Origin of the sequence: Streptomyces umbrinus, assembly GCF_030817415.1 — a bacterium.
Classification (GTDB): Bacteria; Actinomycetota; Actinomycetes; order Streptomycetales; family Streptomycetaceae; genus Streptomyces; species Streptomyces umbrinus_A.
In genome coordinates this window covers 11095510-11110042 of record NZ_JAUSZI010000002.1, presented here as the reverse complement: position 1 = coordinate 11110042, position 14533 = coordinate 11095510, and the positions used below count along the sequence as shown (strand labels likewise).

Here is a 14533-nt window from a genome sequence, read left to right as displayed (position 1 = left end):
ATCACTCCGCGGTTCGCACGTGTCCGCTAGCCCCGAGAGGCGCGGTAACGGGGCATCAGCGTACGCACCACGGCCAGGGTCGCCCCGGCGGTGTCCTGGCCGGGCGTCGCCTGCTCACTCCGTTCGGTGGTCCAGCGCTCCTCCCATTCGATCAAGGACACCTCGAACTCCTGGGCCCGGTAAGGGGATCCGGTCTCGAGTGCCTCGGCGATGTACTCGTACCAGCGTCGCCAGCGCGGGAGGTAGAACGAACGGACCAGGCCGGCCCAGTGGCGGCCCGAGTAGTCGTGCAGCTCGCTGCGGGAGTGTCCCCAGACCGTGAGGATCCGTCGCGCGTCGGCCTCGTACAGTTCGGCCTCGGCGGGGGTGGACGCCCAGCTGCCGGTTTCGGCGAGCCAGGTGTCCAGCCGGTGCTCGGGGCGGGTGGCCAGCAGTGTGTCCAGGTCCTCGATGGTGGTGAGGAGTTCGCCGGCGGCGGCTCGGAAGCGGTCGGTGTCGCGTGCCAGGGCCGCGTCCGCCGCCCGCCGCTGCTGATCGCACGCCACGTGGGTGAGCACCTGCGCGGTGACGTCGCACAGGTCCCGGCCGAGCGGGCCCGCGCTGTCCTCCTCCGTCGCCTCACCGGCCAGGAGCGTCCACGCCTCGGCCAGACCGGGTGGCACGGACGGCGAGGGCGGCGCCGCCAGATGAACCGGCAGCTCCGGGCGCAGGTCGCCCTCCAATGTGGGGCGGCAGACGACGACGGAGCCCGGTGGTCCGGGGCCGTCCGCGTCGTAGACGGTGGCGTGGAGCAGTTCCCAGGCGCGCAGCAGGCCGGGGGTCCGGCGTCCGTACCGGGCCTCCGCCCAGTCTTCCAGCCATGCTCGTACGTCCTTGACCGAGCCGTTCCAGGCGACGTCGGCCAGCAGTTCGTACAGGACGGGGTCGCCGCCGAATGCCTCCATGCTCGCGCCGATTCCGGAGAGCGAACCGCCGCGTGCGTCGGCGCTGGCCTCGGCGGGGCCGGCGGCGATCTCGTCCAGCTTGCCGTAGAGCCCGGGCCGTCCGCCCAGGCTGTGGAGCATGCACCACACCCAGGGTTTTCCCCGGTAGCCGTCGGTCTGCCGCCAGACCGGCTTGTGCTCGGCCCACAGGTCCAGGATCAGCATGCGGTCGTCCGGGATGGCGTCGAGGAAGGCCCGGGTCCGGTCCGGTGTCCAGTAGTCGGATCGGTAGGAGAAGGGCCATGCCTGGAGCACCCAGGTGGCCTCGTCGTCCACCGCGGTCATGGCGCCGTGCACGGCGCGCGCGACCCGGGCGATGTCGGCGGGGTCGGTCACGGGCGGAATCGTCTCGATGAACGGATCGGCCGCGTAGAGGTGGTCGGTGCCGAAGAGGCGGGTCTGCTCGGTCAGCAGCGCGGCGCCGAACTCCGCGAACAGCGGGTCGCGCGGGTCCAGGACTCCGACTTCGAAGTCCCACCAGGGAAGGGTTGTCGAGCGGGTGCCCCGGTCCGCGATCAGTTCGCGGGGCACATGGCCGGAGAAGCCCTGGAGGACGGGGCGCATGCCGAGCGCGCGTTCCCGGTCCAGGATGCGGCGGCCCAGGTCCGCGTGACCGTCGATCCAGCTCTGCGGCAGTGGTCCGCCCCAACTGTCCAGCGAGGCCAGCCAGTTCCACGGGAGGTAGGCCGGGCCGCCGAGGAAGCGCCGGGCGGTCCCGTCGTCCAGGCCGGTACGCAGGAGGGCCTGTTGCCAGGCGGCCTCCGCGCCGGTCATCGCCAGCGGTGTCGTCACACCGTGCAGCGCCATCCAGTCGATGTGGCGCTCCCAGCGCGCCCAGTCCCAGAACGCCGTGGTGTAGCCGAAGGTACAGACGTTGAAGTGGTAGCGGTGGAGGTAGGGGGAGGTCGTCCGGGCGGCCGTGCCGGTGCGGGGCAGGCGGTCCGGCAGCCGGGGCACGGGGGCGTCCCAGGTGATCTGCGTCCGGCAGGCGGTCCGCAGGTACCAGCGCAGCGCCGAGGCGACGGCAACGCCGCTGGACCCGCGCAGCGCCACTCCGCCCGGCCCGGCGTCGACCTCGAACCAGTCGGGCCCGCCGACGTCGTGCCCGTCCCCGCCGGGCACGACGTCGGCGGTGAACTCCGCGGCCCTGTCCCCGAGGAGCCGCTGGAGGAGTTGTCGGGCGGTCTGGTTCTCCGATGCCTGTGGTCCGTACCACATGCGGCTCAGGTTAGGACGGGTGTGCGGGGTGGTCAAGGAACAAAGCTGTTGTGACAGCACACTTGTCCGGAGGGCTGGGCAGTCGCACGGCCCTCTGGTACGGTCCACAGCCACGCAGACGGCCCCACAGCCGTGCAAACGGCTCCCGCTCGACACCCCAGGTGGTCTCGACACGATGAACGCCGATCTCGCCTACTTCGCCGCTCTCCAGGAGAACCTCACCGCGCTGGCCACCGCCGAGCGGCCCGCGATGGAACGCGCCGCCGCTGCCATCGCGGACAGCATCGCCGCCGGGGGCGTCGTCCACTACTTCGGCAGCGGCCACTCGCAACTCGTCGCGATCGAACCGCTGTTGCGCGCGGGCGGCCTCGCGCCGGTCAACGTGATCGCCGACCCGGCGCTGTCGCCCGCCGCCCCTCGGCACGCGGGCGCGGCCGAGCGCGTCGGCGGTTACGCGGCGGCGATCCTCAGTACGACGGACATCCGGGACGGCGAGGTGGTGGTCGTCGTCTCCAACTCCGGCATCAACGCCGTGCCGGTCGAATTCGCCCTTGGCGTCCGAGCATTGGGTGCGACGGTCGTCGCCGTCACCAGCCGAGCCCACTCGCTGAGCGCCGAGTCCCGGCACACCGACGGGCGGCGCCTGCTGGACGTTGCCGACATCGTCATCGACACGCACGGCCGCCCGGGTGACGCGGTGGTGCCCCTGGGCGACCTCACCGTGGGCGCCCTGTCGACCGTCGTAGGGGCGGCGATCGTGAACGCCCTGACCTGCCGGGCGGCCGAGCTGCTCGTCGAACTCCACGGCCAGGCACCGCCGTTGATCGTCAGCCAGAACACCGGCGACGACGCCGAACGCCACAACAGCGCCCTGCTGGAGAAGGTCAAGGACCGCTGTCCGCGGGGCTGACGCACCGATCCGCACACCGAGACGCCGAGACGCCGAGATTACGCAAGGAGGCCGATGATGGAGAGGACACACCGGGTGCGCCGCCGCGTCGCGGCGACGGTCTGTGCCGCCGCCCTCGTGTTGCCACTCACCGCCTGCGACGCCCTGACCCCCGGGAGCGCGGCCGCGGTGCCCGGTCCGCGCAGTGTGCCGTCGTCGACCGCCGTGCCGGACGGGGACATCACCCTGCGTCTGCAGTTCGCCGACGCCCCGTTGATGGTCGACGCGCTGATCGCCGCGTTCGAGAAGGGCCATCCGAACATCACGGTCGAGCCGCAGTACAAGACGTTCTCGGACTACGTGCAGAACCTGAAGCTCACGATGACCTCGGACACCGCCCCCGACATCGCGCAGTACGCGGTCGGGATGACGGATCTCGCGGCGGACGGCCACATCCTCGACCTGGCGCCCTATCGGGAGGCGTACGGCTGGGACAAGGCCATTCCCCCGGTCAGCCTCGACCAGTTGACGGCGGGGCAGACCAGCGAGGCCACGGGCGGGCGTGCCCTGTTCGGGGTTCCGGCGGGTCTGTCGATGACCGGCATCTACTACAACAAGGAGCTCGCGCAGAAGGCCGGGATCGACGGTCCGCCCAAGACCATGGCGGAGTTCGAGGACCAGCTCGCCGCGGCCAAGGACGCGGACCTGACGCCGCTCGGCGTCGGTGCGCTCGACTCCGGTGGCCTGCACCTGTGGGCCGCGCTCCTCAACCAGCTGATGCCGACGGACGACTACTGGGACTGGGTCAACGGCACCAACGGCGCCACCATCGAGACGCCGGCCGCCGTCAAGGCCAGCAAGCTCGTCATCGACTGGGGCCGCAAGGGCTACTACAACGACTCCGCGAACGGCACCGCGCAGGTGGACTCCACCGCCCAGTTCGCCAAGGGCGACAGTGTCTTCCTCATCAACGGCAACTGGGCGGCCGGGCAGTTGGCGACCGTCATGGGAGACAACGTCGGCTTCTTCCCGATGCCGGGCGAAGAGGCCTCCGCCCCCACCGTGGCCTCGGGCTTCAGCGTCTCCTACGCCGTCGCATCCAGGACCGAACATCCCGAGGCGGCAGGCGCGTTCCTCGACTTCCTGACCACTCCCGAGGCCGGCCAGATCATCAGCGACAACGGCTTCATGCCACCCAACCCCGACGCCGTGAAGAAGCCGGAGGGCGTGCTCGCCGACATCGCGGAGGGCCACCGCAGGGCCGTCGCCGACGACGGGATCACGACGTTTCCCGACTTCGCAGCCCCCGCCATGCTCGACCGGCTGCGCTCCGGCGTCCAGAAACTCATCGCGAACCGCATAGATCCCTCGGACTACCTCGACTCACTTCAGGACGAGTGGGAGGAACACCATGCCGAGTAGGCCGCCGGTCCAACAGCCCCCGGACGTCCGGGTCCAGACGACGGACGTCCGGGGTCCAGTCCCAGGGCCCCCGCAGGCGCAGCCCGTATCGCGGCTACGTGTATGTGCTGCCCGCGTTCGCCGTCTACTTCTGCTTCGCGGTGCTGCCCGCCCTGCACACGGCATATCTCTCGCTGTTCGAGTGGGACGGCGTGACACTGGGCGACTGGGTCGGCCTCGGCAACTACCAGGAGATCTTCCAGGACTCCATCCTGCGCCGGTCCGTGCTCAACGCCCTGGTGCTGGTGGTGTTCTTCTCCTTCATTCCCATCGTGGTCGGTCTTGCGATGACCGGTCTGCTGGCCCGTTTCCGGCGGCCCGGTATGGGGGCGTACCGCTTCCTGTTCATGCTGCCGCAGGTCGTCCCGCTCGTCGCCGTCGGCGTGACCTGGCGCTGGCTGTACGGGGACGACGGGCTGGTGAACCAGACGTTCCGCGCGGTCGGTCTGGACGGGGTGACACGGGCGTGGCTGGGCGACTTCGGCGCCGCTCTGATCGCCGTGGGTCTCGTCGGCACCTGGGTGCTGAGCGGGCTGTGCATGATGCTCTTCCTCAGCGGCGTGCAGAAGGTGGATTCCAGCCTGTACGAGGCGGCCCGGCTCGACGGGGCAGGTCCCGTCCGGGAGTTCGTCTCCGTCACCCTGCCGCACCTGCGCGGCGAGATCGCCGTCGCGATGACCGTGACCACGGTGGCCGCGCTCGCCAGCTTCGACATCGTGTACGTCACGACGAACGGCGGCCCCGGCGAGCAGACGACGGTCCCGGGCCTGCTCGTGTACCGGCTGGCGTTCTCCGAGGGCAAGGTGGGGCTCGCCGCGGCCCTGGCCGTCGTCCTCGGCTGTCTGATACTCGGGATCGTCTACCTCATCAACCGTCTGTCGAGGTCGGAGTCATGAACACCGCGACGCGCCAGGAACGCTGGTCGGGTTACGCGCTGCTGACGGTCATGGCGATCGCCGTCGTGATCCCGTTCCTCAGTGTCTTCCTCGCCTCCCTGCAGCCCGCGGGCACGCCGGTGGTGGGACTGACCTGGCCGGAGCGGTGGAGCTGGGACAACTACGAGCAGGCGTGGTCGGTGGCAGGGTTCTCCGACCTGATCGGGCACAGCCTCACCATCGCGGTCGGTGTGGTCCCCGCCTCCCTGGTCCTGGCGGCGCTGGCGGGCTACGCGCTCGGCACGATGAAACTCCCGGGCGGCAACGCGGTCGCGGCCTTCTTCATCGCCGGACTCACCATCCCGGTCGAACTGATCGTGGTCCCGCTCTACTTCGACCTGCGGGGCCTCGGTCTGACCAACTCGTACCTGGGCGTGATCCTGGTGGAGATCGCGCTGTTCATGCCGTTCAGCGTGTTCTGGATGCGCACCCACTTCCAGTCCACCCCGCCATCGTTGGTGGAGGCGGCCCGGATCGACGGTGCCTCGTCGGCCACCATCCTGCTGAGGATTCTGCTGCCACTGGCCAGGCCGTCCCTGATGACGCTCGGGCTGCTGGTCTTCATGTGGTCGTGGAACCAGTTCCTGCTGGTGCTGGTGCTCATCCAGGACACCACCAAGCACACGGCGCCCGCGGGCCTCGGCTTCTTCGTCGGTCAGAACAGCACGGACATCCCCACGCTCGCGGCGGGAACGATCATCGTGATGCTGCCGATCCTGATCCTGTTCGTGATCTTCCAGCGCAGCTTCATCGCGGGCCTGCTCCAGGGGGCGATGAAGGGCTGACTGCCGACTTCGCCATCCCCCAGGCACGGCGCTCGGGAGGCGGCTCACCCGGTCAGACCGGTCAGGCGGCCTTCGACGAGTCCGTGCGCGAGTGGGCGGAGTCCGTGTGCGAGTGGGTGCGCGGAGAGGCCGCCGCCCACTCCAGGACGAGACGCTGGTACACCCGCCGCTGCTCGCCGCTCAGCGTCCCACCGCTCCGCAGCCACAGGGCTCGGATCTCCTCGTTGACCTCGGCGGCCGATCGCTTCGGCGCGACCGGTGCACGTCGGTGAGTGGTGGACATGCCGTGAATCATACGGGCCCCGGCGTGAAGACCATGTGAGGAGTCACTGTCAGCAGGACTACTTACCGGTAGCCATTCCATGACCCTGTCCGGCAGTCATCCAATAGCCATGTCCGACAGCCCTTCCACAGCCAGGTCAGGCCGCCCCCGCGCCGAGGACGAGCACCTGGATCGCCAGTACGGCGCCGCCCCGCGCCCAGTCGTGGAAGTCGGACACCTTGGTCTCCAGGTTGACCGGCTCGGCGTGCGGGTGACGGTTGGCGAGGATGGCCTCCTCGACGACCGGTCCCGCAACGTCCACCAGGCCCACGCCCTCGCCGGCCAGGACGATCTTCTGAGGGATGGCGAAGTTGGCGATCTGCGCGACGAGGGTGCCCAGGGCGCGGGCCGCCTCGCCGACGACGCGGGCGGCCATGGGCTCGCCCTCGGCGGCCAGCGCGAGGATCTCGTCGTACGCGATGTCGCGGCCGGTGGCGGCCCGGATCTGGTAGCGGATGCTGGGGATGGACAGCAGGGAGATGGCACTGCCACGCTCGCCGTCGGGGGTGAGCGGGCCGCTGGAGTTCACGATCCAGAAGCGGCCGACGCCCAGTCCGTCCTCGGGGGTCCCGACCCGCTTGCCGCCGCTCACCAGTCCGTAGCCGATTCCCGCGCCGATGGTGAGCACCGCGAACCGCTCCAGGCCTCGGCCGGCACCGAACCACCGCTCGGCCTCGACGAGCGCGGCCACGTCGTTGTCCACGACGACGGGCAGTCCGGTGCGCTCCTCGACGAGCCGGGCCAGGGGGACGTCGCGCCAACCGAGGAAGGCCGACTCGTCGACGACGGACCGGTCCGAGGCCCGGCCGCCCAGGCCGATGCCGATCCCGGCGAGACCGGGGAAGTCACGCCCGAACGCGCCGGTCAGCTCCCCCAGCACGTCCACCACATGGGCCGGGTCATGGCTGGTGATGGGCAGGTCGCGCCGGGCGACGATATCGCTCTTGAGGGTGGTGACGACGCCGTACACCATGTCCTGGGTGATCTTGAACCCGGCGAAGGTGCGGGACTCGGCGACGATGTCGAGCGGCTGTGACGGGCGGCCCTGGCGCACCTCTGGCAGCGCGGCACCCTCGGGGACCTCGATCAGCAGACCCGACTCTATGAGCGGCTTCGTCAGCCGGGTGAGACTGCCGGCGGAGAGGTCGAGCCGGCGGGCGATGTCGCTGCGCGACAGGGGGCCGTGTGTGAGCACCTCGATGGCGACGGCACGCTCACCGGGACTGAGCGGCAGCCAGCTGGCGGCACGTGCGGTCATGAACGAACCCCCACATTGTTTCTTTCGACGCAGAAGTAATGACACCACCCTATGTCATCGAACGTCCTCAGGAAAAGATGCGCGCACACCTCTTGACGGCCGGATTCTTTCGGCCCAAAAGTAAGTGGGGCCCGAGGACGAGCCGCAGACGAGGGAGTCTCCTGATGACCGTCGCCTCCAGCCCTCCGTCGCGTCTGCCAGTGCGCGACATCGAGGGGACACAGCCGAAGCCGAGAATCCGCGAGAAACGAGAACGTGACGGTGGCGGACGTGGTGACGGCGCCCTCGCGGCCCTGTTCATCGCTCCGGCCATGCTGGGCTTCCTGGTCTTCCTGCTGTGGCCGACGCTGCGGGGCATCTATCTGAGCTTCACCCGCTTCAATCTGCTGACCCCGGCGGAGTGGGTGGGCCTCGACAACTACGTCCGCATGGTCAAGGACCCGATCTTCTGGGACTCGTTGACGGTCACCGTCGAGTACGTCTTCATCAACATCGGCGTCCAGACGGTCTCGGCGCTCGCCATCGCGGTGCTGCTCCAGCGGCTCACCCAGTCGGCGATACTCCGCGGGATCGTCCTCACGCCGTATCTGATGTCGAACGTGGTCGCCGGCATCGTCTGGCTCTGGATGCTCGACACCCAGCTCGGCATCGGCAACGAGATCATCGCCGGGCTCGGCTTCGACCGCATCCCGTTCCTCGCGGACGAGACCTGGGCGATTCCCACGATCGCCCTGATCAACGTCTGGCGGCATGTCGGCTACACCGCCCTGCTGCTCTTCGCCGGGCTCCAGGCCATCCCCAGCGACATGTACGAGGCGGCCAAGGTGGACGGCGCGAGCGAGTGGCGGATGTTCTGGCGGATCACCATGCCGCTGTTGCGGCCGGTGCTCGCGGTGGTCCTGATCATGACGGTGATCGGTTCGTTCCAGGTGTTCGACACGGTCGCGGTGACCACCGCGGGCGGTCCGGCCAACGCGACCAACGTCCTGCAGTACTACATCTACGGCGCCGCCTTCGGCCGCTTCCAGTTCGGCTACGCGTCGGCGATGTCCGTGGCCCTGCTCGTGGTCCTGAGCGCGATCACCTTTGTCCAGTACCGGCTCACCCGGGCCGGCCAGACCGACCTCGGCTGAAGAAGGGAGCGACCGACATGACTGCCGTGACGGCAACGACGACGAAGGTACGGCGCACACAGCGCCCAAGGATCACCCCCGGGAAGGTCGTGGCCTGGACGGTGATGGCCGCGATGGTCCTCATCACCCTGCTGCCGTTCTACTGGATCCTGCGCACCGCGCTCTCCTCGAACACGGCGCTCGCGGCCCACCCCGGCGATCCGCTGCCCGTGGACCTGACGACCGGCGGTTTCGAACGGGCCCTGGGCCTGCAGTCCACCGAGGAGGCGATCGCTCAGGGCGGCTCGGGCGGCGGGCTCAAGTTCTGGCGCTATCTGATCAATTCGACGGTCGTGTCCACCCTGATCACCGTCTTCCAGATCCTCTTCTCTGCCATGGCCGCGTACGCCTTCGCACGGCTGCGGTGGCGCGGCCGGGACACGGTGTTCGGGCTGTTCCTGGCCGGGCTGATGGTGCCGACGATCTTCACACTGCTGCCGAACTTCGTGCTCATCAAACAACTCGGCCTGGTCGACTCCCTGTTGGGCATCTCCCTGCCGACGATGTTCATGACCCCGTTCGCGGTGTTCTTCATGCGGCAGTTCTTCATGAACGTGCCCCGGGAGGTCGAGGAGGCGGCCCTGCTCGACGGGGCCGGGAAGATCCGGATCTTCTTCCGCGTCATGCTGCCGATGGCATCCACCCCCATCCTCACGCTGGGCGTGCTGACGTACATCACCTCCTGGAACGACTACTTCTGGCCGCTGATGGTCTCCTACAGCGACAGCTCGCGCGTGCTCACCGTGGCACTGGCCATCTTCCGGGCGCAGACCCCGCAGAGCGGCTACGACTGGTCCGGCCTGATGGCGGCCACGCTCATCGCCGCGCTGCCGATGCTCGTGCTCTTCGGCTTCTTCGCGCGCCGCATTGTCAGCAGCATCAGCTTCACCGGCATCAAGTAAGGGGACGGGCATGCGAATTCGTACACGTACGGTCGTGGCACTGACCGGGGTGCTCGCGCTGTCCCTGGTGACGGGCTGCGCGCAGGGCGGGGCCGCCGGAGCGGGCTCGAACACGGTGACGTACTGGCTGTGGGACGCCAACCAGATGCCCGCCTACCAGGCGTGCGCCAAGGGCTTCGAGAAGCAGAACCCGGGCCTGAAGGTGAAGATCACCCAGATGGGCTGGGCCGACTACTGGACCAAGCTCACCGCCAGCTTCATCGCGGGCACCGAGCCGGACGTGTTCACCGACCACATCCAGAAGTTCGGGCAGTTCGCCGACCTGAACGTGCTCGAACCACTGGACGACCTGGACATCGACGACTCCGCCTACCAGCCGGGGCTCGCCGCCAACTGGACCGGCCAGGACGGCCACCGCTACGGCGCCCCGAAGGACTGGGACACCGTCGCCCTCATGTACAACAAGAAGATGGTCAAGGAGGCCGGGCTCTCCGCGGAGGAGCTCAACGGCCTCTCCTGGAACACGAAGGACGGCGGCACCTTCGAGAAGACCATCGCGCACCTGACCGTCGACAAGAACGGGAAGCGCGGCGACGAAGAGGGCTTCGACAAGAACAACGTCAAGGTCTACGGGCTCGCCACCGGCGGCGCGGGCGACAGCGACGGGCAGACCACCTGGAGCCCGTTCACCGGCTCGGCGGGCTGGAAATACACGGACAAGGCACGCTGGGGCTCCAAGTACCAGTACGACAGCAAGACCTTCCAGTCGGTGGTCGACTGGTACTTCGGTCTGGCGAAGAAGGGCTACCTCGCGCCCTTCACCGACTACACCGACGGCGCCAACCCGGCCAACGCCCAGGTCGCCTCCGGCCGGGCTGCAACCTCCTTCGACGGGGCCTGGATGATCTCCACCTACTACGACACCAAGGGCCTCGACGTCGGCACCGCCCCCACGCCGACCGGCCCGACCGGCAAGCGGGCCACCATGATGAACGGCCTCGCCGACTCCATCACCAAGAACGCCCCCAACAAGGCGGGCGCCAAGAAATGGGTCCAGTACCTGGCCTCCAACGAGTGCCAGAAGACCGTCGGCAGTTACGGCATCGTCTTCCCCGCGACCCCGGACGGCACCGAGGCCGCCGTGGCCGCGTACAAGAAGAAGGGCATCGACGTGTCCGCCTTCACCGAACCGGTCACCGACAAGAAGGATTCCACCACCTTCTCCTTCCCGATCACCGACTACGCGGCGGACGTGTACTCCCTGGTGCGCCCCGCGATGCAGGACGTCTACGCCAACGGCGCCCCGGTGAGCGATCTGACCAAGACCAACGACCAGGTCAACTTCATCCTCGGACAGTGAACCCCCGGACAGTCAGTCCCCGGACAGTGAAAGGCACACACTCCATGACGTTCTCCCTCGGCATCGTCGGCGCCGGCCAGTTCTCCGGCCAGTTCGCGAAGCTGTTTCTTGCCCACCCGGGCGTCGGCGAGGTCCACGTCACGGATCTCCTGCCCGAGCGAGCGGAGCAACTGGCCGCCGCCGAAGGCCTGACGGGAACCTTCCCCTCGTACGAGGCGATGCTGGAGTCGGAGGCGATCGACGCCGTCGCGATCTTCACGCAGCGCTGGACCCACGGCCCGCTGGTGCTCCAGGGGCTCAACGCGGGCAAGCACGTCTACTCGGCGGTGCCCATGGCGATCACCCGCGAGGAGATCGCGGCGATCATCGACGCGGTTCGGGCCACCGGACTGACGTACATGATGGGTGAGACCAGCCAGTACAACCCGGCGACCGTGCACGCCCGCAACCAGATCGCCGACGGCGCGTTCGGGCGGCTCTTCTACGCCGAGGGCGACTATGTGCACGACATGGACCTCGGGTTCTACGAGGCCTACCAGTACAGCGGCGGCGAGAACTGGAAGGAGACCGCCAGCTATCCCCCGCTGCTGTACCCCACGCACTCGGTGGGCGGGGTCCTCGGTGCCTGGCAGACTCACGCGGTGAGCGTGTCCGCGATCGGGGTCAAGGACGATCGCGGGGACGGGGTCTTCGACGAGGACGTCAGCCAGTTCGGCAACGACTTCTCGAACGCGACCGCGCTGTTCGAGGTCGCGGGCGGCGGCTCGTTCCGCACGAACGAGTTCCGGCGGGTGGGCTATCCCTCGCACATCCGGGAGTCGCGTTTCCGGTTCTTCGGGACGGACGCGAGCATGGAGCAGCTGGCGACGGTGGCCTTCTGGCAGGACAAGAAGGGGGTCAAGGACATCAGTGAACTCCTTGAGCCCAAGCCCACCATGTCTCCGGACGACCCGTCCCTCCAGCACATCGCGCCGGATCTGCGGGCCGCCTTCACCTCCGGCTCGGCACCGGTCCACGACCGGGCGAGGCTGCCCCGGGAGTTCGACAACCTGCACAACGGGCACGAAGGGAGCCACCACTTCCTGGTGGACGACTTCGTCACCGCGGTGAACACGCGCACACTGCCGTCGGTGAACGCGTGGGTGGCCGCCCGCTACACCCTGCCGGGCATCGTCGCGCACGACTCGGCGCGGCAGGGTGGGGCGAGGCTGGAGATCCCGGACTTCGGGGACGCCCCGGAGGCGTGACGTTTCTGCGCCGTCCGGTCGTTCTCAGGAGCGGCCGGACCGGCCGGCCCGGTCAGGTGCCCGGCTTGCGGCCGTACACGTAGACGTCGTCGTTCTTCTTCAGGAGCGACCAGTACTTCTTGGCGTCCGTCTTCGTCATGTTGACGCAGCCGTGCGAGCCGGGCGGGTTCCACATGCTCACGCCGACCGAGTGGAAGGCCTGGCCACCGTCGAAGAACTGGCTGTAGGGCATGGGCACGTCGTAGATCGTCGAGACGTGGTCGATGTTCCGCCAGTAGATCTTCTTCAGACCGGTGCGCGTCTCGTACCCGTTGCGGCCCGTACGGACCGGCACCGGACCGTACACGAGGGTGTTGCCGTCCTGGATCCAGCTGAGCTGGAGCGTGAGGTTCACACAGGCGATGCGGCCCTTGTTGACTGGGCATTTGCCGTCCTTGTTGGGGTTCTTCCCGACGGCCTTCTGCTTGTTCATCAAGTCCATCACGCCCCAGGTGACGGACCCGGCGTAGCCGATGTTCGGGGTGATGCCGTGCTTGGTCTGGAAGGCCTTGATCGCCTTGCAGTCGGCGGCCGACTGCCTGCCGTCCACCGGCCGGCCGAGGAACTTCTCGACCTTCTTCTGGTACGGGCCGGTCTGCGTGGTGCAGCTCGCCGCCTGGGCCGGACCCGCGCCCAGCGCGACGGCCAGCGGCGCCATCAGTCCGGTGACCCCCAGTACGACGGCTGCCCGTCTGCGTATGTCCCCCATGATCAGGCCTTTCTCGTTCGTTCCGGTCAATCTCTGCCAGCTAGACCCGCGCGGGGCGGCATGGGTTGTGGGGGTGGCCGGGCTGAGACGAAACGATGACATTCCATGCCTGGAGTACTTGACAGTGAGTAGCCGGGAGGTTCGACGCGGACGACGACGGGACAGGGCCCGTCCGGAAAGGGCGAGTGGTTCCCCGGGACCGAGGCGGCCGACGGACCGCAGGTCGCGGAGGTGGTGAGCCCCTTCGACGGGCGCGGGGTCGGCAAGGACGGGTCCACGGCGTACGCCACCGTCACCTACGGCGTGAAGGCCGACGAACTCACCGACGCGACCAAGATGAAACTGGGCGCCCGCGACCGCGCCCGACTGGTCGTCTTCGCCTACCGGTCCGGGCTCGTGCGGGCTCCGCGCTGAGACGTGACGGCGGGCCGATTCGTGACGGCGCCTTCGGGCTCGGTTCCGCACGGGGAGCCGCGCCCGGACCCCCTTGTGGTGGGCGCCACACTCGGGCCGTGGCGCTCCACCCGGCTGACGCCCGCAGCGGTCGCCGCCAGCCCTTTCCGCGCGCCGACACCCACGGCATCGGGTGCGTGGACGGCCCCGTAGCTGCCCAACTGCCGTATCAATCGGTCAAGTTCGGCCATTGTCGGGTGTGGCGGCGGCATGATGTGCGGCATGGACCAAGCCAACACGGTCATATGGGCGACCGCCCTCGGCATCGGGGGGACCTTGACCGCCGGGCTGACCGGACCGCTTCTCCATGCCAGGTCCTCGCGTCGGCAGGCACAGGAGCAGGAGACCATCCAGGTCCGGCACCGGCTGCGTGACGAGCGGCGTGCCGCCTTCGCGACCGTGCTCGACGAGTGTGAGGCGTTCCGGCAGAGCATCAACGCGGTGATCGAGGCCCGCGTGGCTCTGGAATGGCGGAGCGAGGACGAGCATCGGGGGCTGTGGGAGCCGACCATGGCCGCCCTGGGCGGGCTGAGCCGGGCGGCCACGAACGTCGCCATCACTGGCCCCGCGCCGATGGGCGAGCTGGCCGACACCGTCCACGCGGCGGCCGTCCGGCACGCGGACGTCTGGCGCATGCGGCTGGATCTCGACGACCGTCTCGTGCGGAACGGTCAGGCGGACAGTGACCTGATCGACGCCCGCAGACAGTTCATCGCCGCGGCGGAGAAGGTCCTGGCCCCGCCCGGCCGGGGCGCCCGGCAGCGGGGAGCGCTGCGGCGTTCGCGGTGACGGGGGTCCGA

At 68.9% G+C, this 14533-nt stretch carries 14 protein-coding genes; 10 read left to right on the top strand and 4 right to left on the bottom strand.

The genetic code is table 11. From position 1 onward, the window contains the following. Positions 1-26 precede the first annotated feature (26 nt). A complete protein-coding gene (locus QF035_RS49305) occupies positions 27-2201 on the bottom strand; it encodes an alpha-N-acetylglucosaminidase (protein WP_307529002.1) in 2175 nt (724 codons plus the stop codon). Between the two features lie 175 nt (positions 2202-2376). Between QF035_RS49305 and QF035_RS49300 the strand changes: the two genes are divergently transcribed. The 4 genes from QF035_RS49300 (at position 2377) to QF035_RS49285 (ending at position 6271) form a co-directional block, all read left to right on the top strand. Then, positions 2377-3111: a sugar isomerase domain-containing protein gene (locus tag QF035_RS49300; RefSeq protein WP_307529000.1), complete on the top strand. Its 735-nt coding sequence runs from the start codon at positions 2377-2379 to the stop codon at positions 3109-3111. 54 nt (positions 3112-3165) lie between these two features. Continuing rightward, on the top strand, positions 3166-4512 hold the full coding sequence (locus QF035_RS49295) for an ABC transporter substrate-binding protein (protein ID WP_307528999.1): 1347 nt from the start codon (positions 3166-3168) through the stop codon (positions 4510-4512). 98 nt (positions 4513-4610) lie between these two features. After that, positions 4611-5447: a carbohydrate ABC transporter permease gene (locus QF035_RS49290; protein WP_307528997.1), complete on the top strand. Its 837-nt coding sequence runs from the start codon at positions 4611-4613 to the stop codon at positions 5445-5447. Further along, positions 5444-6271: a carbohydrate ABC transporter permease gene (locus QF035_RS49285; protein ID WP_307528995.1), complete on the top strand. Its 828-nt coding sequence runs from the start codon at positions 5444-5446 to the stop codon at positions 6269-6271. Before QF035_RS49290 ends, QF035_RS49285 begins: the two co-directional genes overlap by 4 nt. Before the next feature lie 61 nt (positions 6272-6332). Here the strand turns inward: QF035_RS49285 and QF035_RS49280 are convergent, their stop codons facing one another. Together QF035_RS49280 and QF035_RS49275 are read right to left on the bottom strand one after the other, a co-directional pair. Beyond that, entirely contained in the window at positions 6333-6566 is a 234-nt protein-coding gene (locus QF035_RS49280) for a hypothetical protein (protein WP_307528993.1), read from the bottom strand. Positions 6567-6690: 124 nt separating this feature from the next. Continuing rightward, a complete protein-coding gene (locus QF035_RS49275) occupies positions 6691-7851 on the bottom strand; it encodes an ROK family transcriptional regulator (protein WP_307528991.1) in 1161 nt (386 codons plus the stop codon). A 164-nt stretch (positions 7852-8015) separates the two neighbouring features. On the opposite strand from QF035_RS49275, the gene QF035_RS49270 reads away from it, so the two are divergent. From QF035_RS49270 to QF035_RS49255, 4 genes are read left to right on the top strand one after another with little or no spacing between them, the layout of a single operon-like run. After that, positions 8016-8984, top strand: a complete 969-nt coding sequence (locus QF035_RS49270; protein ID WP_307528989.1) for a carbohydrate ABC transporter permease — start codon at positions 8016-8018, stop codon at positions 8982-8984. A 17-nt stretch (positions 8985-9001) separates the two neighbouring features. Beyond that, positions 9002-9925, top strand: a complete 924-nt coding sequence (locus tag QF035_RS49265) for a carbohydrate ABC transporter permease (protein WP_307528987.1) — start codon at positions 9002-9004, stop codon at positions 9923-9925. A gap of 10 nt (positions 9926-9935) precedes the next feature. Beyond that, entirely contained in the window at positions 9936-11285 is a 1350-nt protein-coding gene (locus QF035_RS49260; RefSeq protein ID WP_307528985.1) for an ABC transporter substrate-binding protein, read from the top strand. Between the two features lie 44 nt (positions 11286-11329). Further along, a complete protein-coding gene (locus QF035_RS49255; protein WP_307528983.1) occupies positions 11330-12532 on the top strand; it encodes a Gfo/Idh/MocA family protein in 1203 nt (400 codons plus the stop codon). 52 nt (positions 12533-12584) lie between these two features. On the opposite strand, the gene QF035_RS49250 is transcribed toward QF035_RS49255, so the two are convergent. Further along, complete coding sequence (locus tag QF035_RS49250) at positions 12585-13280, bottom strand: L,D-transpeptidase family protein (RefSeq protein WP_307528982.1); 696 nt, start codon at positions 13278-13280, stop codon at positions 12585-12587. A gap of 231 nt (positions 13281-13511) precedes the next feature. On the opposite strand from QF035_RS49250, the gene QF035_RS49245 reads away from it, so the two are divergent. Both QF035_RS49245 and QF035_RS49240 read left to right on the top strand, forming a co-directional pair. Continuing rightward, complete coding sequence (locus QF035_RS49245) at positions 13512-13694, top strand: hypothetical protein (protein ID WP_307528980.1); 183 nt, start codon at positions 13512-13514, stop codon at positions 13692-13694. Between the two features lie 261 nt (positions 13695-13955). Then, the gene (locus QF035_RS49240) at positions 13956-14522 is read left to right on the top strand and encodes a hypothetical protein (protein WP_307528978.1); all 567 of its coding nucleotides are present in this window, start codon (positions 13956-13958) and stop codon (positions 14520-14522) included. The last annotated feature ends 11 nt before the right edge of the window (positions 14523-14533 follow it).